This window comes from Pedobacter psychrophilus, from assembly GCF_001652725.1.
Taxonomy (GTDB): domain Bacteria; phylum Bacteroidota; class Bacteroidia; order Sphingobacteriales; family Sphingobacteriaceae; genus Pseudopedobacter; species Pseudopedobacter psychrophilus.
Genome location: NZ_LWHJ01000027.1, coordinates 308817 through 332893, shown reverse-complemented (window position 1 = coordinate 332893; position 24077 = coordinate 308817). Strand labels below are relative to the sequence as shown.

Here is a 24077-nt window from a genome sequence, read left to right as displayed (position 1 = left end):
GCATTAAAGCTTGTTTTCTATTTCTTTAGTAAAAATTTATATTAGAAATTTGTATTATTTTGAATGATTCGTTACCACGAATAATAAGGAGTATCACTCATCTCAAAATCTATTTTAATACCGCTTGTTAATATTGCATGACTTATCCTAAAGTCGTGATATGGCTTGCCATTAACTTTAACACTTTTTATATAAATATTTTTAGCTGATGCGTTTGGAGCGTTAATAATTAAATTTTTACCATTGCTTAACTTGATAATTACTTTATTAAAAGATGGACCATTTAAGTAATAGAAATCTTGCCCTGCATTTGGGAAAAACCCCATGGCTGAGAACATATATAAGCTACTCATTGCGCCACTATCATCGTTTTCTTTTCCGCCTGTAAGTGAAAACCGTTCTTCCATTATTTTTCTGGTGTATAGGCTTGCTAAGTCAGACCGACCTGCTTCATGAAAGCTTTGTACAGTTAAAAACGCTGGCTCGTTACCAAAGTCAATCAGCTTTTTTGAAAGGGCGTATTTCAATTTCTCTACAAACTGTTCTTTTCCTCCAGTTAGTGAAATCAGTTTACCAAAATCATGAGGAACAAAGTATGAGTAAGTCCAAGAGCTTCCCTCATAAAAATAATCTTTCCAAGAACCCCAATTTTTCTTTATATCTATATTTATAAATTCCCCATTTAATTTTTTTGGTTCTATAAATCCTTTATATCCATCACTTTCCGCATTCGGATTCCAAAGTGCTATCCATTTGCCACTACGTTCTAAATATCTTTGATAATCTTCATCCTTATTTAACCCTTTAGCCATTAAGGCTGCGCAATAATCATTGTAAGCATATTCTAATGTTACGGAATTGCTCATTTTTCCAGCAGGAATCCATCCCAGCTCTTTGTACATTTTACTGCTATCCGGTTGTTTATTGTAGCTAATACCTAATCTTTCTTCATCAGCTAAAAATTTAACTACCTCATAAGCAGCATTCCAATCAACACCTTTTACGCCTTTTACATAAGCATCAACAATAATATTGCTGGTATTATTGCCGCCTTGCTCCACTGTCATCTCTCTTAAAGCAACATAAGCATCTTTTACGGATCTGCTTTTTTTATATCTTGCTATAAAAGAGTTGATGGTGCCACTAACCATTTGACTATTTGTCAAAACTTTAAGAGGATATAAAGTTCTCCAAGTGTCCCACACGGCTAAATGGTCATCCCATACAGGTACGCCAGCGTGAAATCCTTCGGCATCATTTGTTTTATCTCTTGGCATAATTGCCGAGTGATAAGCAGCGGTATAAAACAAAGTCTTCTCTTCTTCTGTACCTCCGCTAACCTTAATTTTTCCTAATTCTTTATTCCATGCTACTTTAGCTTTCGATATAATTTGTTCATAATTCCAATCGGGAATTTCATTGTTTAACCAGGCCGTTGCTTGTTCTTCACTTTTAAAAGAAACAGCAATCTTCATTAAAATATCTTCTTTGTCCGCTGTGTTATATCCAAAAAACACTCCTATCCTATCTTGCTTTTTCTCGGTTTTTTGGAATTGCTTATTTCTATTAATGGTCTCATTTAACCAGGTTCCAAATTTTACTGGTGCTTTATTAAGCTTAGCGCTGAAGTAAACTTTATAAATTCCATTAGAAAAACCTCCAATGTAATTTCCATAACCGGTAATAGCGGTATGAGTTTCATCAGTAAATTTTACCTCACCATCAACAAAGCCAGTTTTACCTTGCTGCATGATAGTTGCAATATCTAATATGTTATGGCTTACATCTAAAATAATGTGAGCACTATCAGATTTAGGGAATGTAAACTTATAAATTGCTGAATGTTGTGTAGGTGTAAATGAAGATTTAATTCCATAGCGGGATAAGGTAACGCCATACTCATACGCTTTTGCAAATTCATCCTTTTTGGGAGAATCATGACCGGTTTCATTGGTTTTAAGACCTATTTGGGGAGAAATTAATAACTGTCCATATTTTCCCCAACCAGTACCACTTACATGTAACTGCCCAAATCCTCTGATGTCATTTCCCATTACGTAACCATCCATATCGTAATTTACGTTTTCGGGATTGGTTTGCGGGCTGGGATTTATGACTGCATTTGGCAATTGCGGACCTAAAATGGTACTTGTATTTTGGTCTCTTACCCCAATAAAATTATCCACATAATTAACAAGTTGTGATTTTTTTTGTGCTTTTAATGATAATGAATATGATAAAAAAGCACCCAGGATAAATGTTATCGTTATAATGTTATTTTTCATATTATTTTTTTTATTAATAAAACCAATGCATCGTTCCCTTTAATTATCACGCTTTTTTCTGTGGGAATTGTACCGTAAAGATTGTTGCTGATTTTCCATCCTTGCTTAAGATTTAACATTGTTTTAGCATCTTCTGGATTATAATTAATGATGACCAAAACCTTTTCATTCTCGCTTAAAGGATGTTCTGTAATTACTATAGATGGATTATCTTGAGTAGCAATTCTTGCAGCAATTAATGGTTGAGCTATGGTTTTATAGATTTGATAATATGGAGGAGCATTTTTATCAAAGGCATCTGCATTATTGCTGAGCTGATTTTCTAATGGAAAAGTAAGTAGAAAAACTTTTCCTTTTCCGTAATTATATGAAACAAAAGCTGGATTTCCATCAGTTTCTTTTGCCAAAATACTGGCTTTTATATTTTTAAATTGATATTTCCTTTCGGCCGAAGTTTTGAAAGAAAGAGAATCACCTTTAAGTGTTGTACCATTAAAGTTTAATGCTCCGGTTCTTTTAATATTTGTAGAAATTTCTAATCCAAAAGGCTCAGAAAAGGAAGGTAAATAAGCATCATCCAAAGACACATAAAGAGTTGCTCCATCCTTTACTTTATTTAATAGTTGTTTCCAATAATCGCTAAAAACAGCATCAATACCTTTAATTGATGGTAATATATATAGCGGCGCATCTTTTAGCTTCTGTCCTGTGGTTTGAAACTCAAAATCAAATCCGGCTTGTTTAGCTAATATATAAATAGAATATGCTACAGCCCAATTGTCCTGATTTTCTGTTAATATGCAAATCGCATCAGATTTCTTTATTGGAAGATTTTTGAATGGAAGACGATCTAAAAAAGAACTGAATTTTTTAAATTCCTGTAAAACAGGTTTTGGTGTTCTGTCTTCTTTTATTAAACCTAGCTCTTGCTCTACAGATGCATAATTATAAGGTGGGAATTTTAGTTTTGTTTGATCGTATGCACACCACCAAAATGTACCTCTACAATCATTTGCCCAGTTAGAAAATAAAATGGTACGAGCAAAGGCTGCTTTTTCTTCTTCGCCACCTGTCATTGGGCCCATTACGCCAGTTTCTTCTGTTAACGCTGCTTTTCCGCCAATATCACCATACATCCGAGTTTCGGCAGCACCGTGTAAAATGGTTCTCATGGTATTAATCCTGTCCTGACTTGCATAAGGTGTCCATAAAGAGTATGGATGTGTTGTTAATACATCTGTTAAAGCGGCTTGATCAACAATTCTCCATTTATCGTTTTTTGAAGCCCCTAAACTATGCATTCCAGAAACAATTGGCCGGGTAATATCGGCACTTCTTATTGCTCCAGAAATAACAGAAGACCAAAGGTATGATTGGTAATGATTTTCCACATCTCCCATCACATTACATTCATTGCCAAAATCCCAGGCTAAAATTGCTGGTTCATTTTTAAATCTGCCAACAAACGATTTTATAAATTTTTGTTGCCACATGATGGCTTCAGGGTCTGTAATTACATTTTTTCCTTCTAGCGCTTTAGGCACATACAATTGACCGCTCATCCATCCGGTAATTAAACCCACTACCAATTTCAAATTGTATTTTTGGGCAAGGTTTGCCATGGTTTTAAAGTGTTGCAACTGCAATTCGCTCATGCCATCGCTACCTTCACCAATTAGCGGAATTGGATCATCGGATTCACCCCTCGCTATATAATTCTTATTTCCCATTCCACCATAAATCTGTTTAATGGGCTGAAAATCTGGCCAAAGTGGAAAAACTCTTAATACTTTAATTCCATTATCAGAAAGCTGTTTGAAATCTGCTTCTACCACTTCTGGTTTCCAATTACTCCAAGTTTTGGTTCCGGCATGGGAAGCCCAATAATTAACCCCAATAGAAAATGAACCAGGGGTTGTTAAAACGTTATTTTGAGCTTTGGTTTGTAAAATTGATAGGCAAAGAATAATTAAAAAAGTAGTTCTTGAAATAAAAATATCAATGGAAGAAGAGGAATGGTTGTTTTTCATTAAGGAAATAATCAAAGCACTTAAATAAAAAAATATTAAATCTCAATAGAACATCTATAAAGACAGCCTATTGAGATAAATAAAAAATGACGGGTATTTTTTTAAGGTACTACTACATCTGCTTCAGCAAAAACTTGGTTTGATGTACCCACCGCACCGGTAGTAGTAAGTCTAACTCTATAAGTACCTGCAGCTGCATACACACGAGATGGAGATCTTGTTGTTACCGCAGGGCTGCCGTCGCCAAAATTCCATGAAAAACTAACGCCATTGGTAGAAGTATTATTAAAAACTGCCGTTCTGGTAATTGTGCCAGCATTATTAACTACATTAACCGTTGAAGTAAAAGAAGCAGTTGGAATTAAAAACGCAGGATTGATAACTATAATAACAGTACTATATTTCACATTAGATGCTACCGTTGCACTTCCCACCTTAACTGCAATTGCATAGTTCCGGGTGGTATTTGCTAATAAATATGGTAAATCAATTGATAAGGTAAATGGTTCAAAATCAGAACCGTCTTTTACAGTTACGCTAGGTTCTATAGTAAATTTATCGGAAGGTATTAACACAGTATTAGTTAAGGTACCTGCAGTTATTAACCTGCCAATAGTATCTGCTGGGGTGGTAATGGTTACGTTTACAGCCCCACCTAAATTGGCCCCACTTCTATAAACCCCTAAAGGCACATTAAACCTGTTTGTGGTATTGTTAATTACATATCTAAAATCTCTTTCTGGTACTGCAACAGTATTGATTGAATAAGGCAAATTCAAATTTGCACCTCCATCTGCTACTGCAGCTGCAGGTATATAAATTTTTTGAGATGCATAAGGGGCATCGCCTACCTCTTTATAATCGCATGATGAAATAATGAAAAATAAAGATGCTATACCTAACATATTTATCAATCTTTTTGAATTTATTTTCTGTAACATCTTTTTATTCTTAAAATTAAAATGAATCAAATAATTACCAATTAGGGTTTTGAACTATACCATTAGCTAAATTTATATCAGCCTGAGGAATAGGGTATAAATACATTTTGTTGGCCACAAAAACTCTTGGTTCAACATCTATCCGAGTATAAGTCATAGTGCCTGAAGGTAAACCGTTACTGCTAGAAATACTTACCCCTCTTAAAGGAACACCTAAAGTTTCTGGCGCAATCATCCATCTTCTTACATCCCATGCCCTATGATCTTCAAAAGCAAACTCTACTCTTCTTTCCTGAATGATTCTTCTTTTTATTTCAGCGGGATCTGAAGTTATAGGTACAGGAGGCATTGTAATCCCAACCCTAGTTCTAACTCGATTAATATAATCTCTGGCTGTGGTAAACTGACCTAATTCGTTTTGTGCCTCAGCATAATTTAAGAATATCTCTGAAAGCCTAAAAATATTCCAACTGTGTATACCTGTAACATTAGGGGCATTATTAATATATTTTTTAATGTAGTAGCCTGTTCTGGTAGCATTTGGGATTGGCTGCCCATCTGCACCGCCAGTATATATTTGTAAATTTCTATTAAAATTTGCGGCAGTAACTAATTGTTTATTATTTACTGCAATGCTGAAATCTAAACGAGGGTCTCTTGCATTAGCTCCTTGACCAGCAGCATAAATGTTTGCAACATGGGTTGGATTATTCCAATCAAAAGCTACAGCTGTTTGTGATGCTCCAGCAGCACCTACCCTAATTTCAAAAGCATCAACTAAGTTTTGAGAAGGATTTGTACCACTATTACCTTGTAAACCAATTGGGAAATTTGCAATTTCAAAATTGTTAGTAGGATTATTTCTTCTGTTATAAATTATTTCTGATTGCTGAAAGCTATTGGCATTAAACTGATTAGGAAAAGTATTAGATAATGTTGGCATCCCATAAGCATTGATAAGCGCTAATGCGGCATCTGAAGCAGCTTGCCACCTTTGTGTTCTAGCTACGCTTGAAACATCTGTATAAGAAATTAGTTCTGGCTTGGCATAACCTCCTGCCCAAGATGGGTTATTAAAAAGATCACTAGCAGCATAAAGTAAAACCCTACTTTTTAATGCCATAGCTGCTCCTCTGCTTACTCTACCTAAATCAGTTTCTGTAGCAGTAAAAATGTAACGTATTGGTAATTGAACAGGTGTTCTAGCTACATCTATGCCTGGTATAGCTACATTAATAACAGCATCACACTCATCAACAATAAATTTTATACATTCTGCTAAGGTATTTCTTGTGGTAGTGGCCACAACCTCGGTACCTACCGTTTTTGTTAAAAGAGGAACACCGCCGTAGCGTTTAACCAATTCAAAATAGAAATATGCTCTTAAAAATCTGGCTTCGTATTTCCACCTTTCAATTTCATAAGCTCTGCGTCTAAAAATGTCTTGCTGAGAAGGAGATGGATCTAATCTAAAAACATCTAAATTTATTTTATCTGTGGATTCTAAAAATAAATTTGCTCTAGCTATTCCTCTGTAATAAGCTCCCCACACATTATTAGGGTTGCTAATTGCATTCCAACTACCATTATTAAAATTTTGAACATCGCTAGTAACTTGTGTATGCTCTGCTTCATCTGTTGCAGAGGCCATCATTGCACCATCTATATTGGTAAAACCAGATTGCACTTCTACATAAACAGAATTTAACAATTGTGAAACACGCTCATAAGAAACTTCTATTTGCTCTTTGCTTAAATCAGTTACCACTTCGCGGTCAAGCTTTTGGCAAGAGAACAATAAAAGTGTGCCGGTTATTAAGGTATAATATATTTTACTTTTCATTTTCTTTCGTTTTAAATAACTTAAAATTGATTTGTTTTAGCTATTTGATATTAAAAACCTACTCTTAAACCCAAAGAATAAGATTGTAAAGGTGGATATCCTGTTCCAAAAGATTCTGGGTCTCCATATGGGATTTTATCAATTGACAATAAATTGGTGCCATTTACAAATACCCTAGCATTGGTAATTTTAATCTTACTTATTAAAGATTTGTTTAGGCTATAGCCTAATTCTAAACTTCTCAATTTAATAAAACTGCCATCTCTTACATAGAAAGAAGAAAAGCGGTAATTATTTTGGTTACCATCTAAAGATAATCTAGGAAACTCTGCAGTTGCTGCTGTTTCTGGTGTCCACCTTTCTAATGCAATTCCTGATGCAGTACCATTGGCATTTTGAAATTGATTAAAGTATGAACCGGTTAGAAAAACAGATCTGTTTGTTACAGCTTGGACTACAAAATCAATATCAAATCCTTTATATTTAAAGCCAGAATTAAGACCTAAACTTAAATTTGGTAAACCTGGGTTTCCTATAACTACGTTATCGTTTCCATCAATTATTCCATCAGGAGTACCATTTGGACCACCTAAATCTGCATATTTAATATCACCTATTTTAACATTTGCACCAATTGGTTTAGGACTTGCATCAACATCTGCCTGACTTTGAAAAAGACCTAAAGATCTTAATCCAAATGGAACCCCAATAGGCAAACCAGTTTTTAATAAGCCTGGGTTTAAACTTGGAGCTTCGGCATTAAAATCTATGTTACTTTTTGCATAAAAAATATTAGCATCAGCATAAAAAGTTAATTTAGAGGACGCTTTTGTAGTATAACCTAGAGTGGCTTCAAAACCTTTATTATTTACTTTACCTTGGTTAATTAAAGGGATTTGATTAAAGCCTAAAAATGAAGGAATTGATCCGTTAGAAACTAAGCCTCCTGAAGCATTAATTTCTGGCAACAAATCATATCTATCTCTGTTAAATGCATCAACTGATAATTTAAGTTGATTAAAAAAGATTGCATCTACACCGATATTTGCTACTTTTTCTTTTTCCCAGGTAATGTTGGGATTGGCTAATCTACCCTGATTAATTGATGCAGATAAAGTAGTTGCATTGGGACCAAAATAGTAAGAGTCTCCATTTGGATACCTCGATTCAAACAAGAAACGACCACCAATATTATCATTCCCGGTTAAACCAAAAGAACCTCTAAATTTAAGAAAACTAACAGTTTGGTTATTTTTAAGAAAACTTTCGTTTGAGGCTATCCAGCCTAAAGAAGCGGCTGGAAAAAATCCCAATCTATTAGATTTTGCGAAATTTTCTGACTCCATAAAACCTAAGGATAATTCTGCAATATATTTATTGCTATTCACATAAGTTACACGACTACCACCTCCATTAGTTTTATAAGGAAATGCGTTGTTTGCCGCCGAGGTTGTAGGCTGTACCCTAATGATATTATTAACATCAGAATTAAAGAAAGCTGTAGCTGTTACGGCATGCTTGCCAAATGTTCTATTGTAATTAAGAGATGATTGTAAACCAAATGTTCTATTTTCACCCGGAAAAAGTTCCTGTCCGCTCAATATTAAATTAGGTTCTACCAATACAGGAACATAAAGAGCATTACCATTGTTATTTAAAACGCTATAACGTTGTACCTGTTTGGTTTTTGCAGACCCACCTTGAAAATAATTATTAAAAGAAACAGCTCCTGAAACGCTTAAACCTTTAGTGATAAAATCAAGTTCATGTTTTAAATTAAAAACAGATTGAAAGGTTGTAGCGCCATATTCAAAAAAACCAGTACCTGCTAAGTTTGCAATAGGATTGGTTAAACCAATTGTACCACCATATGAACCATTAGGGATAGGATTTCCATCAAATGTTAAAGAACCATTTGGTATGCGTACGGGAAAAGCGTTTGGTGGAGTAGAAGCCAATGCAGCAAAAGTGCCGCCAGTAGTTATTTGAAATGGGTTTGCTTTATTTTCTACGTTACCACCTAATAAAAGGGTAGCAGTGAATCTCTTGGTAATATTAACCTCAACGTTTGACCTTAAGTTGTAACGGCTATAGGTAGAATTTCTACTCTCTAAATCATTATCTCCAAAATTCTTTAATAAGCCTTGTTGGTTTATGGCATTTAGGGCTACAAAGTATTTAACATTATTATCGCCACCCTTAAAGTTTAAATTATAATTAGAAATAGGAGCTGTATTTCTTAATGCTTCATCATACCAATTAACATTAGGAAACAATATAGGGTTGCTACCTGTACGGTAAGCTTCTAAGGTAGTAGCATCATAAAAGGGTGCTCGTCCATCATTTACAGATGCTTCATTAAACAAAGTTGCATATTGAAATGAATTTAAGGTTTTAGGTAGCATTGTTGCTTGATTAAAACCTAATTGAGAACTAAAACTAACCGCTAAAGGGCCTTTTTTTCCTCTTTTAGTAGTTACTAACAATACGCCATTAGCTCCTCTAAAACCATAAATAGCTAGGGCCGAAGCATCTTTAAGTAAAGAAATCTCCTCTATCTCTTCTGCTACCAACAATTCATAGCTGCCAATAAAGCCATCAATAATAATTAAAGGCTCACGGTTTACATTACTTTGATAAGAGCTTAAACCTCTGGAAAATAAACCAGCACCGTCTAAACCTGGCTCGTTTCCACCTTGTGCAACTGTTAAACCGGCTAACCTTCCGTATAATTTATTGCTTAAATTGGTGTTAAAATTTTTAGTTAACACGTCGCCTTTTAATGTAGAAATAGAACTGGTTATCAAAACAGAATCTTGCCTATTAAACCCAATGTATCTTAATGGTTTTTCTTTTATGCGGTTTAAAGAATCTTTGTACAAACTATCTGTTTTATAGTCTGGAAGATTTTCAGAAACCTGAGCATAAGATGAACTTGTATATCCAAAAGCCATGATAGCTATTAGCATAAATCTATGGTAATATCTTAATTTCATAATTACTTTATAAAATGTGATGAATTTTTAGGTACTATATCTTACCTTTTGTATTTTTTATTTTAAATGCTAATTAAACTACCAACCCGGATTTTGAATGATATTAGGATTTCTCTGTATTTCATTAAAATCATAAGGATGTAAATAAAGTCGTCTCTGAAATGTTCTTGGTTCTACAATTTGTTCTTCATAGCTAAATTGATCTAGCGCTATGTTTATTGGTCTTATAATAAGTCTGGTAATACCACCATTAAGGATATCTTTATCGGCAATTAACCACCGGCGTACATCCCAAAATCTATAATTTTCAAAAGCTAATTCTATAGCTCTTTCATTTTGAAGTGCCTCTCTAAAAGTATCTCTATCTAAATTTGCCTTCAATGGCGGCATACCAGAACGCAACCTAATTTTGTTTATAATATCATAAGGAGATATTGGTATAGTGGGATATTGAAAATTATTTATATAATTCGCTAATGTAGCGGGGGTAGCAGTAACAGCAGTTAAGCTTGGGGCAAGGCTGGTTCCTGGCCCAGAAAATTCATTTAGTGCTTCGGCAAGATTAAGTAAAAGCTCATTATACCTAAATACACTAATTACTGGTATTACGTTACCTGCGTATAATTGATCTGGAACTAATTTCTTCATCCAAGTACCTGTTCTACAATTTGCTAAATGTATTCCACCTTGATAAAGCTCTAATCTGGTTTGATTTTGGCTATATCTAGATCCGTTATATCCTATTGATTGGGCAAATCTAGAATCTAAATCGCTGTACTTTTGAGTTAAATCATTACCAACTTGCCCAATGGGAAGCCAGGTCTGGTCAACCCCTCTTTTTGTTTGGTAACGTTTAATGAAACGATGATTTACCGCTGTACCAGATGTAAAACCGTCAAATTGAGCTTGCAAGTTAGGAAGTACATGTTGCCAAGGAAAACTAAATCTACCACTAGCTGCATAACCTTTAAAAGCCAAAATTATTTCATTATTGTCAGGCTGTTCCCATGCTTCACGATAATTACCCAAAACTTGTCCGCCAACCACTGTAGAAGTCCCATTAATTGACACGGTTCTACCATTAACTGGTACTGGGCTTCTTTTTGCAGGAACGTCTAATAGTTCGTAACCTTCAGAAAATGCAGTGTTTAGTGCAATTAATGTGGCATCTACTGCTAATTTCCAACGATTAATATCAGGATTTCCATAACAAATCAGATTATTATTCGCAAAACTTATATACGGAGTTGCGGTGTTAAATAATGGGCTTGCAGCATACAATAAGGTCCTTGACTTTAAAGCAGCAATTGCAGCTTTACTAACCCTTCCCTTTTGAGCTGCAACAGGAAAACCGACTGGTAATTCTGCAAATGCTTCATCTAAATCTTTCACTATAAAATTTACACAATCTGCTACACTACTTCTAGGTATTGCATTAGATTCTTGTGCTGTTATTCTCTTATCAACAATTTGAAAGCCGCCATAACGTTTAAACATTTCAAAATTATTCATAGCTCTTAAAAACTTAGCTTCTGCTTTAACTTGTATTTTATACGTATCTGGTACAGGTGCAGCATCTATTCTTTCTAGCAAAATATTAGCTACCCTTAAACCTCTAAAACGGGCAAAATACCAGTGATCTTCAAAGTTTATGATATTTTGTGGCAAAACAGAACCGGTATTAAATTGCTGGGTAGGTACAAAATCTGCTGTAGATTCTGCTTCATCTGTTGCACCAGAAAAAATGGTTTGGGCTTGCCTTGGCAACACACCTGAAGGAGATGTAGCACTGGCGGTAAAAAAGTTAGACCCAGTAGGAACCCCATCTCTATATCCCATAAAAGTAGGAATACTTAATGCATAGCCTGTTGATATATAAAGCTCTATTTCTTGTTGAGAGCTAAAAACTTTATCTTCATCTAAACTTACACCTGGGGGCGTTTCTAAAAATTGGGTAATGTCTTTTTTACAAGATGTAAACGCAATCAGAACAATTGCGAATGCTATTTTATGTGTTAATTTTTTAATATTCATATCCTTAAAAATTAATGTTAGTACCAAAATTTACAGTTTTTACCAAAGGATAAGGTTCAAAATTTGCAGTGGTTGATGGGTTTTCTGGATCAATACCTTTTACCACTTTTGTCCATGTAAGAAGGTTATTGCCGGTTACATAAAATCTTGCCCCTTTTATTTTTAGTTTATTAAATAAAGCAGGTTTTAAACTGTAACCAATCTCTAAATTTTTAAGTCGTAGATAACTGGCATCGGTATAAAACAAGGTTGAGCTTCTGTAATTATTACTTTCTGTAGTATTGTTACCTACTGCAAAACGTGGAAATTTAATAGGCAAACCTTGAGCATAACGTTCTGGTGTCCAACTTTCTAATAAAGTATTAACCGCACCTGTTGGTTGAGCATCAAAGAAAGCCTGAGTGGTTCTTCTTGAGTATTGTAAAGAAACTTGGGCTGCTCCTTGAAACAATAAAGACAAATCAAAACCTTTATAATTAGCTCCAAAATTAAATCCATAGGTTATTTGTGGTACGTCTGAATAACCAATAGGCACTTCATCGTTAAAATCAATGATACCATCACCATTCACGTCTCTAAATTTCACATCTCCAGGCTGTATCCTATTGTTTTGATTAAGATAAAATGGTCTTGAGGCATTGTTTACTTCGGCCCAACTGTTATAAAAACCATCCGCTATTAAACCAAAACCTTGACCAAAGCTATTACCAGTTCTGTTTTGATAAGCAAATAACCTGTTAATTTCATCTTGCTCTAAAATGGTGTTTTTAGCAAATGAGAAGTTACCACCAAAAGAATAATTTAATTCTTTAAATTTATCATTAAACTTTCCGGCTACTTCAAATCCTTTGTTTCTCATTTTCCCGAAGTTTTCTGGTGCTGCCTGAAAACCTGCTGTACCTCCGATAGTTTGAAAGGTGGCAAGTATGTTATCACGTTCTTCTTGGAAAAAATCTACCGTTAGGTTAACTTTTTCATTAATCAAATAGGCATCAAATCCAATATTACTTGCAATTTTTCTTTCCCACGTTAAATCAGGATTACTTCCCCGTCCTTCTCTTGTACCTGCTCTTCCACCAATTAACCCATAACCGCTGTTATTAAAACCAGTAAAGTATCCGTTTTGACGGGTAAAAGCGGTTGGACGATATAAAAAGCGATTATTTGAGAATAAGAAATTATTTCCTATTTGATCATTACCAACCTCGCCATAAGATCCTCTAATTTTTAGAAAAGAAATGATTTTATTCTTTGGAAAAAAAGCTTCTTCTGTAGGCACCCAACCTGCCGAGTATGAAGGAAACAAACCGAATCTTTTACCAGGCGCAAAATTTTCTGATCCGTTATAAGCTAAATTAAATTCAACCAAATATTTGCTCTTATAATCATAAGTTGCTCTACCAACCACACTCTGATAGGTATTTGCTACTAAATCAAAAAAACCGGGGTCAGTTGCTCTTATTTGGTTATATAAAGCCAATCCAGTAACATTGTGGTTGCCAAATTTACGCTTATAGTCTAAAGCAAATTCAGATGTAATTCTGTTATTTTTGCCGGGTGTTATATTAAATCCACCTAGTACCTGTTCATCCCCTAAAAGTACTAATGAAGTTTCTCCATTAATATCCCTTATTGCTCTATAAGTAGGTACCGCACTTGAATAAGTGGTTTGTTGAGAATTAAAGTTTTGGTATGCAATTTCGCCATGGGTAGATAATCCTTTAGTAATAAAATCCAAACTATGGTCTAACCTAAGAGAACCATTTAAGGTATTGTTAAATCTGGTTCTATATCCATTACTATATATAGAAACCAAAGGATTATCACCGCCGTTTGGTAACAAAACTATTTTACCATCTACTATGCCAGGAGAACTTAAAGGAGTTGCCCTTAAAATATTGTCTATCAATGTTCTGGTATCACCAACATTAGTACCTTCCCTATTTTCTGTTTGAGAAGATAACCTAAATGTTGCCTTAAATTTTTTGGTAATATCAAAATCTAAATTTGATCTAAAATTATATCGGTTATATTTAATTTGAGGGCTTAAATCCGTCCCAGTTAACTTAGAATCGTTAAATAAGCCTTCTTGTGTAAACAAACCTGCTGATATAAAATACCTCACTTTATCTGTTCCTCCCCTAATATTTAAATTATGTTGTTGCTGACCAGATGATTTTTTAAAAACCACATCGTACCAATTAACATTTGGGAAAAAAACAGGATCTTCACCAGATTTATATTTAGCTAAATCGGCATCACTAAACCTTGGAACAAAGTTATTTTGGGTACCACTTATATATGCATCGTTAAAAAAAGCTTGATTAAGTGAGTTTGCATAATCAAAACTATTCATGTTTTCTCTGATATCTGTAAAAGAGTTAATGGCATAGTTACCGCTATAACTAAAAGTTGGTGCACCAACTTTACCCATTTTAGTGGTAATGATAAGCACTCCATTTGCACCTCTTATCCCATAAACTGCCGTCGAGGAAGCATCTTTTAAAACGGTGATACTCTCAATTTCATTAGGATCAATGTTGTTATAATTATTAACTTGGATACCGTCTACTAATATTAATGGCTCTTGACTACCATTAAATGTTCCAATACCCCTAATCCTAATGGTTGATTGATCGGCACCTGGTTCTCCACTGGCTTGTACAGCAGAAAGACCTGCAACACGGCCAACCAATGAATTACTAATATTGGCTACTGGAGACTGTAATAGCGCTTTACTATCGATGGATGATTGTGCGCCAGTACTGGTAACTTTCGTTTGAGTACCATAACCTACAACTATTACATCTTGTAAACTGTTTATACCCGTTTCTAAAACAACCTTTATGGTGCGTTGACTTCCAATTTTTACTTCTTTACTGGTAAAGCCTATACTGCTGATTACCAAAGTAGCGTCAGGACTTTTTACAGAAATAGTAAAGAAACCTTGTGCATTTGTTTGAGTTTGATTATTAGAACCCTTTTCAACTATTGATGTGCCAGGTAATGGGAAATTTGTATCATCATAAACATAACCTGTGATGGTGATGTTTTGAGCGTACAATGCATTTGCTCCTAGCAATAAAAAAAGCATAAAAGTTGCAATTTTTATTACTTTTAAAACAGCCAAAAAAGACAATTTTTTACTAAAATTCATATATTATTATTTAATATTTATCATTCTGTTAGAATACAACTGAAGTTGCTTAACTGATGGCTTTATGATTGTAAAACCAATTAAAAAAATCATGTTGGGGTACGGAAATGTATAATCATATCATTAGGTTTATTATTTGGTTTAATTTATTTGGTTTATTAGTTAGCTCTGTTATTAAAAGAGGTATTGTATGTTTTAATTTTTATTGCTTTGTGATTTAATTTTGAGTTACTTGAAATCAAAAAATAATTTATAAACAACTAAAATTTAATATCAATTGGCTAAGTCGTTTTTTAAAATCAATGAACGATTAATCAACATTGGTTTTTTACAATCTACATTAAAACTCGTATCAATAATTGAATCAAAATCTCCTGTATTAATCAATTCATAAAATTCATACCTTAGAAATATGATGTTCTAGGTATAGATCTAATAAATAATTGAATCTCAGAATACTCTTCATTTAATTTTTTTTATGGGACACAATATTGATTTAAAATACAAGAGTGAAATATTGTTAGAAAACTATTTAATTAACTTCATAAGCTCCGCAATCAACAACTCCATTTTTTACTCTTGCTGTTCCTAAAAAATCTACTGTAGGTAACTGAAATTCAGATGTTCCGGCATTAATTGCAGGGCTATTAGTAGCTAATGATAAGTTGAATCCGGTAGGGATATTAAAAATGAACAAAGATATATTGGTATGAACCGCAGAAGCTGGTATTACAGGCAGTTGCAAGAATAGTGGATTACCTTGTATATTACCTTTTGAAACCGCACCTGCTGTAGTGGTGATGTTATAAAAAGCTCCATTAAAATAAACATTATTAACATATTGAGCAGATCGATCATTCATGTTACATTCACCTACGGTTTTTTTATCAACGTTTTGGGTTGCTCTTGCATACATGATGTTATTATATATTTTAATATCACTTCCACTTTGACCAAAAATTTCTCCATAACCTACAATTGCACCATTATTAAAGGCAGTATTATTTCTAATATCAACATGTGCCGACTGAAATGAATGAATCCCGCTCCCACCGTTATTATGGCTAATATTATTCTCAACCAAGGTTCTTCCATTGTAAACACCTGTTCCTTGTGTTCCTTGATTGGCATCAATAATAATTCCGTTACCATCAGAAAGCCTATAATTTCCGCTACCTGCTTTCCATGGGATTAAAGTCTTATTGTTATATACCAAATTATTTCTCACAATCATTTTATAACCTGTATTCGCATCAATATCTTTGCTATTAATGGTGCTAATACCACTTGTGGCGTACATGGTAAACCAAGAATTGTTATAAATGGTATTCCCTTCATAGGTTATATAATCACTACGGCTAGTTCCTAATCCTCCAGCAGGAAAATCGTGAATTTTACAATTACGAATAGTTACATGATGAGGTTCAAAACCGTCTCTCCCAATGGTTATACCGTTGGTATTGTAATTAGCATCTGGTGGTATTAAACCTGCAATATTATCATCATAAGCTTTTCTGGCACCGACATAAGTCAAATTAGCATTGTTACCTTCTAATTCTAAACCTTCAAAAATTATATAGTTAGCGTTAATTACTACTGCATCCCAAACGTTTCCAGAAGCTGTAATTTTAGGATTGGCACCGGGCATTGGTTTATAGGTGATATATTTACCATCACTGCCAGATCTATTTATGGTTATTACGGGACCAGAATTAGAGTTAAACACTCCATCCATTAATAAAACTATGTCTCCTGGGTTGGTAACAGAGACTGCTTTTTGTAGCGTTCTGAATGGTGCTGCCTGAACTAAACCAATATTAATATCTGATCCTGAAGTTGGTGAAACATAATAAGTTTTTGAGGTAACTACAGGAGGTGTTACAGGCTTAGTAGAATCATCTGAAATACTTTTCTTTTTACATCCTATAAATGTAAGGCAGAACAATAATACTAATAAATAGTTAAATATCTTATTCATACGTTTTTTATAATTGGTTAAATAGCTATTATGCTTTGGGCTTTATAATAACTACACAAACGTAAAAAATCCTTTAAATCTGAAATTTCAGTATTTTTGCAATGTATTGAACAGAATTTGCAAGAAAATTTAAATTTAAAAGAATAGGTGTTAGTATTGGAAAACGTTTTCTGATTAATTTGTTATCAGCTTGTAATTAACTACTTAACGTATTAACAATTAATTAGAATAACTTTACTTAAAGTAAAAAATAATAATTGAGGAGATACTTTGAAAGGACTATCTATCTAATTTAATCTAAAATTTCCTAAGCACTAAATTTAATATTGTTCAAATATTTAAGCCTGTAATCTGATGGTGTATAACCTTTAACTTTTTTAAATTGTCTATTAAAATAGGATATACTTTGGTAGCCGCAAGAATATCCTATTTCTGCAATGCTTAGGTCAGAATTTATTAATTTTTTACAAGCAATCCCAATTCTAATATCATTTAAACTATCAGAAAATGTTTTAGAGGTCACTTTCTTAAAATATCTGCAAAAAGCAGATGTATTCATATTCGCAAAATTAGCAACATCAGATAAAGATAAATCATCATGATGATTTTGTATTAGATAATTGTATATACCAGTAATCCTATCTTCATTATTAGATTGATGATAAGAATTAGAAAAGCTTTCTGATGCAATGGTTTTATACTCCCCTTCTGCCATCATAGATAGAACAGAAACAAGCTCGGTAATTTGCAGCCAATCAGTTTTTTCTGGTATCGCTAAAAGTTTCTCGCCTAAAATCATGGCAACATCTCTGGAAAAATGTATGCCCCTATTTGCTTTTGATAAAAGAATTTTAACTTGATTCATTTCAGGAATATCAAAAAAATCCTGTCCTAAAAAATCCTTTTCAAAATGTATTACAATAACTTTTGCTTTTAAATCTTCGTTATTTTGGTAATATTCTACATCGCTTTGCCAATAATGGGGCAGCCCTGGCCCTACCAAAACAAGGTCATGGTCATTAAAAGATTCTATACTATCTCCAATAAATCTTGTTCCATTATTTTGTAAAATGTATAATAATTCATATTCTTTATGATAGTGAAATTGATCATAAGTGTAGGGTACTTCTGCATATCTGCAATAAAAAGAATGCTCGGGAGTTTTGGTGTTCTTTCTTAGAAACTGTGGTTCCATTTATGCCTAATTTTATATATCGCAGTTAAATTAAGCAATTATAATTCAAATGCAAAATAATGAATTTAAATATTTATAAAAATATGGGTTTATATTATGAAAAGTGTATTGTGAAAAAAATGCAATTCAATGATGAAAAATTTAGTGTTGCGCAAATGGAGTTCAATTATTTGCAAACAGATTTTAATTGGCATTAAATTAATGACAATACTTTTGTTTATAACCAAATTATTAAATCCCTTATTGATTTTCTCATAAAAGGTATCAGTTTTTTTATTGTGTACAGTTAATATATGAAGCTTAATGTTTTTAAATTATGTTAGATAAAGATTTTCTTTTGAGTAATAAGATATCTAAAGAGCTTTATTACAATATAGCAGAGAAATTACCCATTATTGATTATCATAACCATCTAAATCCATCTGCCATGGTTTTAGAAAAAAAGTTTAAAAATTTAACAGAACTTTGGATTAATGATGACCAATATAAGCACCGTTTGATGCGGATTTTTGGTATTGAAGAAAAATATATTACCGGTAATGGTTCTGATAAGGATAAGTTTTTTGCATGGATGGAAACCTTTCCGCATACTTTTGGAAACCCATTGTACCATTGGTCGCAATTAGAAATATCATCAGTTTTTGGTGAAGAAATTGATTTAGAAATAACTCCTCATGAAGAAATTTGGGATAAATGCAATGAAAAGTTAGGAGATAATGGTTTAAGCTGTATTGATATTTTAAAACTATGGAATACGGAATTATTATGTACTTCTGATGATCTTTGCGATGTTTTAGATCCTCATATCCAAATTACAAAAAACCAAGAAAATATTTCTGTCTTTCCATCATTAAGGAGCGATTCCATTTTAGCCTTTGATAGTCCCTTATTTTTAGAATGGCTAAAAAATTTAGAAAATCAAACTAAAATCAAAGTAGGTAATCTTTCCGATTACGAGTCTGCAATAAATATTAAACTAGCAAACTTTAAAAGTGCTGGTTGCAATTTATCAGATCATGGTTTAGATTCTGGTTTTACTTATGTGCTACCTTCAAAAAAAGATGCGGAAATTTATTTTAATAAAATAATTGCAAAAGAAACTCTGAAAGAAAATGAACTAGTTGCATTAAAATCTTATTTACTCACATTTTTAGGAAAAGCTTATGGACAGCTGGATATGGTAATGCAATTACACATTGGCGCTCAAAGAACCACCAGCTCTCGTTTAAAAAATATTGCGGGAAAGTTTGGTGGCTTTGCAACAATTGGCAATCCTGTAGATATACAAAGTATTTGTTCCTTTTTAGACAGTATTGAAACTGGTGGTAAATTACCACACGTTATTGTTTATACATTAAACCCATCTGATAATGAAAGAATTGCCACTTTAACCGGTTCTTTTTCAGAAGATGGCAAAGGAGGTAAAATACAATTTGGACCTGCTTGGTGGTTCAATGATCATTTTGAAGGGATTATGAAACACTTAAAAGATGTGTCTAATTACAGCCTTTTGAGCCAGTTTATTGGGATGACCAGTGATTCTAGAAGTTTTCTATCCCTATCCAGACATTATTATTTTAGAAGAATACTTTGCCATTTTATAGGAGACTATGTAGAGAAGAACATGCTACCAAATAACATGGTATACTTATCAGAATTGGTAACTAAAATTTGCTATCAAAACGCAAAAAACATCATTACAACAGGAAAAATATAAAAATGACATACGCAAAAAATCAAGTAGCGATTGTAACCGGTGCAGGCGGAACTTTATGTTCTGAAATGGCTAAAGACTTAGCAAAAAATGGAGCAAAAGTAGCCCTGTTAGGAAGAGACATTAACAAACTAAAAATAGTTGAAGAGGAAATTATAAAAGATGGTGGTATTGCCATATCTATAAGTACTGATGTTATTGATGAACAATCCTTAGAAAACGCCAAATCTATCATCCTAGAAAAATTAGGTCCAATTAGCATTTTAATCAACGGCGCAGGTGGTAACCAAAGTACAGCGATAACCACTATTAATAAATTTGAACCACAAGAACTTAACAATACCGATCCAAACTTTAGAGGTTTTTTTAATCTGGATATGAACCAGTTTATGAATGTGATCCAAACAAACTCTATGGGCTCTATTTTGCCTTGTTTTGTTTTTGGGAAAATAATGGCAGAAAACGGCGGAGGAAGTATTATCAACGTAGCAAGTATGAGCAGTTTTAGGGCTTTATCTAGGGTTGCAGCTTATGCCTTTGCAAAAGCTGGAATGGTAAGTTTTACACAATGGCTAGGTGCTTATTTAGCTCCAGCAAATATTAGGGTAAACGCCATAGCACCCGGTTTCTTTTTAAACGAAAGAAGTACAAAATTATTAACCACACCCGATGGTGGCTTTACTGAAAGAGGAGCTTCAATCATCAACATTACTCCAATGAAAGAATTTGGCAAAGCCGAGCAATTATTAGGTACCATGAATTATCTTTTAGATAACAATGCATCAGGTTTTGTAACGGGTACAACCATTGCTGTTGATGGTGGTTTTTTAGCATCAGCAGGTATTTAATACCATTAGAATTATTAATAGGTGAAAAAAATATTATCTCTTTTTATTGTTTGTTTAAATCTTGCTGTGTGTGCACAAGATTTACCAAAGAATGTTCGGATGATGAGTACTGGAAACGTAATTCATCGTTTTTTCGACACCTCTCCTATTAGTCCCTCTGGCAAATATTTGGCACTTTTTAGATTTCCTTACAACGATCATTCTCCAGAACCAGGCGATAATGGGGAAGTAATACTTGTAAATATTAAAACAGGAAATGAAAAAGTTATCGCAAAAACTAAAGGTTGGGAATTTCAATTAGGAGCCAATGTACAATGGGGCGCAAGCGATAAAGAGCTCTACTTTAATGATGTCGACACTTCAACCTGGAAAGGTTTTGCCGTAAAAATGAATCCTTTTACCAGAGAGACAATTAGAATGGCAAGTACAGTATTTATGGTATCACCAAACGGAAAAAAATTGGCTACCTATAATCTTGAAAAATCAATTTTTGCGCAAGTGGGTTATGGAGTAATTATCCCAAAAGAAATAAACAAAAAGAATATAGGTTTAGTAGATGATGATGGGATTATAATAACTGATATCGCTACAAATACCTCAAAATTAGTGGCTTCTGTCAAACAGATTTATGAAAATACTAAGCCTTCTATTAAAGTCGAAAATCCTGATAATTACGAATATTATTGTTTTCAGGTAAAATGGAACCCACAGGGCACAAGATTACTTACTACTATACAATGGACACCTTCAGGAACTTACAATAGAAACAGAGCAGTTATTACCATGCTACCTGATGGATCTGATATTAGAACTGCAATTAGTAGCGAACAATGGTCTAAAGGCGGACATCATGTAAACTGGGCTGCAGATGGCGAACATCTTACCATGAATTTGAATGTTAATGACAAATCTGGTCTTGAGATCATTAGCGTAAAATATGATGGGACAGATTTAAAAACAATTTATTCACCTGGTTCTGGACATCCATCTAGCAATCCAAAAAAATCTAATTATATAATTACTGATGCTTATGCAGGTGAAATGCCTACAAAAGCCGGATTTGCCCCTATTCGCCTAATTAATTTAGCTAATCAAACAGAAACAACAATAGCTGGTGCAGACTTACCAGAAATCAAAAATTTTGAATTTAGGGTTGATGCGCACCCAGCTTGGGACAAAACTGGTAGATATGTAGTTTTCAATGGAACCTATAATGGCACCAGGAGTGTTTACATGGCAGATTTGAAGAAATTATTAAAGGCTAAATGATTATTTTGAGTCACATTTTTGAAGGAAAAAAACCATTGATGCTACAATCAAATAAATAAATTACTAGGTCAGTATTATTAGACAAATTTAAAATCTTAATTAAATTTAAATAAATGAAAAATCTCCAAAATCTCGACTATCTAGCAATTGTGATCTACATGTTGTTAATGGCTGGGATAGGATTGTTTCTAGGGAAATTCGTCAAAAATATTGGAGATTATTTTAAAGGTGGAAATGCCATCCCCTGGATTTCTGGAGCAATTAGCAATTTCATGACCAAATTTAGCACATTCATTTTTGTTGCTTATGCAGGTATTGCCTACACCGACGGAATGGTTGCCATCACATTAATATGGAGTACCGTTGTTCCGGCATTAGTGGGTGCCGCAGTATTTGCAAAAAGATGGCGAAGGGCGGGAATTATTACACCAATGGAATACTTAGAAACCAGATTTAATCCAACAGTTAGACAGGTTTTTTCATGGTCGGGTGTGGCGTTTAAAATTTTAGATAATATGGTAAGGCTCTATGCGCTAGCTTTATTTGTAAATGCAGCAACCGGGGTTAGTTTAGAGGTTTCCATTTTAACCTGTGGGATAATTGTTGCTTTGTATACTATTGCAGGTGGCCTTTGGGCAGTGGTGATTACAGATGTTGTACAATTTGTAATTTTAATTGTTGCCACTTTAATTTTATTACCGCTTACCATTAAAGCTGGTGGCGGCCTAAGCAATATTTTTCATAGCATCCCACTTCAGTTTAATTGGTTTAAAGGTCCTAAAGGAATGCCTTTATACATCATGGTTTATTATTTAATGATATTGATTAAATATAGTGGCAACTGGACTTTTATCCAAAGATTTTATAGTGTTAGGGATGAAAAAGCTGGTAGAAAACAGGCGCTTTTAAGTGCTGCATTCTTTTTTATCTTTCCATTTATTTTTCTTTTCCCTTCTATTGTAGCTAGACAAATTATTCCTGATTTAGCAAACCCAGAAATGGCTTATGTAAGCATTTGCCTCAAACTTTTACCTACAGGTATTATGGGTTTAATGGTAGCCGCAATGTTTGCTGCCACCATGAGTGTGTTAAGTGGAGAATACAATGTAACAGCAGGGGTATTAACAAAAGACATCTATCAAAGGGTTTTTAAAGCTAACGCATCTGATAAAGAATTACTTTGGGTAGGTAGAATCATGACTTTATTTCTAGGTTCTCTGATTACCGTTGGGGCTTTATATGTTGGTGGTTTTGGAGGTGCTTTTGAAGCCAATAAATTATTTACGGGACTTTTTGCGTTACCCATGACGATTCCATTAGTATTAGGAATTGTTATGAAAAAACCTAAACCAATTGGAGCCTTGGCTACGGTTATAGTTGGGATAATTGTGGGATTGATTTTAAACTCTACTAAATCTATAAGTTGGGAATTGGGAACGCTTATAGAAATATTAGTTTGTGTTTTCATATTTGTGGTTTCATCCTTTTTACCAGCAAAAAATCAAGAATATATTGATAGAGTAAAACAATTTTTTAAGCGTTTAAAAACTCCGTTAAGAGAAGATGAAAAACCGGTAGAGGATTGGAGCTTTCAACGTTCTATGAACCGTCTATATGCCATAGCTTTATTTGTAGTGGGATTATTATTTATGGCGATGAGCATCCCTTCTCTAGGTAACTCTAGTGGAATTTCTTCATTTGTCGCCGGTATTCTTTGTTTATTATTAGCCACTTTTATGTGGTTTTTGGTTAATAAAAATAAAATAACTCCTGTAAAAGCAGATTAA

13 protein-coding genes are annotated in these 24077 nt (G+C 33.7%); 4 read left to right on the top strand and 9 right to left on the bottom strand.

Annotated elements, in window-relative coordinates:
* Positions 1 to 71 precede the first annotated feature (71 nt).
* From A5893_RS09930 to A5893_RS09890, 9 genes are all read right to left on the bottom strand, one after another.
* On the bottom strand, positions 72 to 2285 hold the full coding sequence (locus A5893_RS09930; RefSeq protein ID WP_068822405.1) for a GH92 family glycosyl hydrolase: 2214 nt from the start codon (positions 2283 to 2285) through the stop codon (positions 72 to 74).
* Positions 2282 to 4315, bottom strand: coding sequence for a glycoside hydrolase 5 family protein (locus tag A5893_RS09925; protein WP_068822404.1), 2034 nt, complete (start codon positions 4313 to 4315; stop codon positions 2282 to 2284). The genes A5893_RS09930 and A5893_RS09925 overlap by 4 nt, the downstream gene beginning before the upstream one ends.
* 101 nt (positions 4316 to 4416) lie before the next feature.
* Positions 4417 to 5256, bottom strand: a complete 840-nt coding sequence (locus tag A5893_RS09920) for a PKD domain-containing protein (RefSeq protein WP_068822403.1) — start codon at positions 5254 to 5256, stop codon at positions 4417 to 4419.
* Between the two features lie 34 nt (positions 5257 to 5290).
* A complete protein-coding gene (locus tag A5893_RS09915; RefSeq protein ID WP_068822402.1) occupies positions 5291 to 7099 on the bottom strand; it encodes a RagB/SusD family nutrient uptake outer membrane protein in 1809 nt (602 codons plus the stop codon).
* Positions 7100 to 7149: 50 nt separating this feature from the next.
* Positions 7150 to 10095, bottom strand: a complete 2946-nt coding sequence (locus A5893_RS09910) for a SusC/RagA family TonB-linked outer membrane protein (RefSeq protein WP_068822401.1) — start codon at positions 10093 to 10095, stop codon at positions 7150 to 7152.
* A 78-nt stretch (positions 10096 to 10173) separates the two neighbouring features.
* Positions 10174 to 12129, bottom strand: a complete 1956-nt coding sequence (locus A5893_RS09905; RefSeq protein ID WP_068822559.1) for a RagB/SusD family nutrient uptake outer membrane protein — start codon at positions 12127 to 12129, stop codon at positions 10174 to 10176.
* A 4-nt stretch (positions 12130 to 12133) separates the two neighbouring features.
* Entirely contained in the window at positions 12134 to 15286 is a 3153-nt protein-coding gene (locus tag A5893_RS09900; protein ID WP_068822400.1) for a SusC/RagA family TonB-linked outer membrane protein, read from the bottom strand.
* 532 nt (positions 15287 to 15818) lie between these two features.
* A complete protein-coding gene (locus A5893_RS09895; protein ID WP_068822399.1) occupies positions 15819 to 17264 on the bottom strand; it encodes a right-handed parallel beta-helix repeat-containing protein in 1446 nt (481 codons plus the stop codon).
* 307 nt (positions 17265 to 17571) lie between these two features.
* Positions 17572 to 18459, bottom strand: a complete 888-nt coding sequence (locus tag A5893_RS09890; RefSeq protein ID WP_068822398.1) for an AraC family transcriptional regulator — start codon at positions 18457 to 18459, stop codon at positions 17572 to 17574.
* A gap of 316 nt (positions 18460 to 18775) precedes the next feature.
* Between A5893_RS09890 and uxaC the strand changes: the two genes are divergently transcribed.
* The 4 genes from uxaC to A5893_RS09870 all read left to right on the top strand — a co-directional run bounded on the left by uxaC (position 18776) and on the right by A5893_RS09870 (position 24077).
* Positions 18776 to 20176, top strand: a complete 1401-nt coding sequence (uxaC, locus tag A5893_RS09885) for a glucuronate isomerase (RefSeq protein ID WP_068822397.1) — start codon at positions 18776 to 18778, stop codon at positions 20174 to 20176.
* A 2-nt stretch (positions 20177 to 20178) separates the two neighbouring features.
* Entirely contained in the window at positions 20179 to 21021 is an 843-nt protein-coding gene (locus A5893_RS09880) for an SDR family NAD(P)-dependent oxidoreductase (RefSeq protein WP_068822396.1), read from the top strand.
* Positions 21022 to 21042: 21 nt separating this feature from the next.
* Positions 21043 to 22290 (top strand): hypothetical protein, encoded by a 1248-nt coding sequence (locus A5893_RS09875; protein WP_157687537.1) that lies wholly within the window; start codon positions 21043 to 21045, stop codon positions 22288 to 22290.
* Positions 22291 to 22403: 113 nt separating this feature from the next.
* The gene (locus A5893_RS09870) at positions 22404 to 24077 is read left to right on the top strand and encodes a sodium:solute symporter family transporter (protein WP_068822394.1); all 1674 of its coding nucleotides are present in this window, start codon (positions 22404 to 22406) and stop codon (positions 24075 to 24077) included.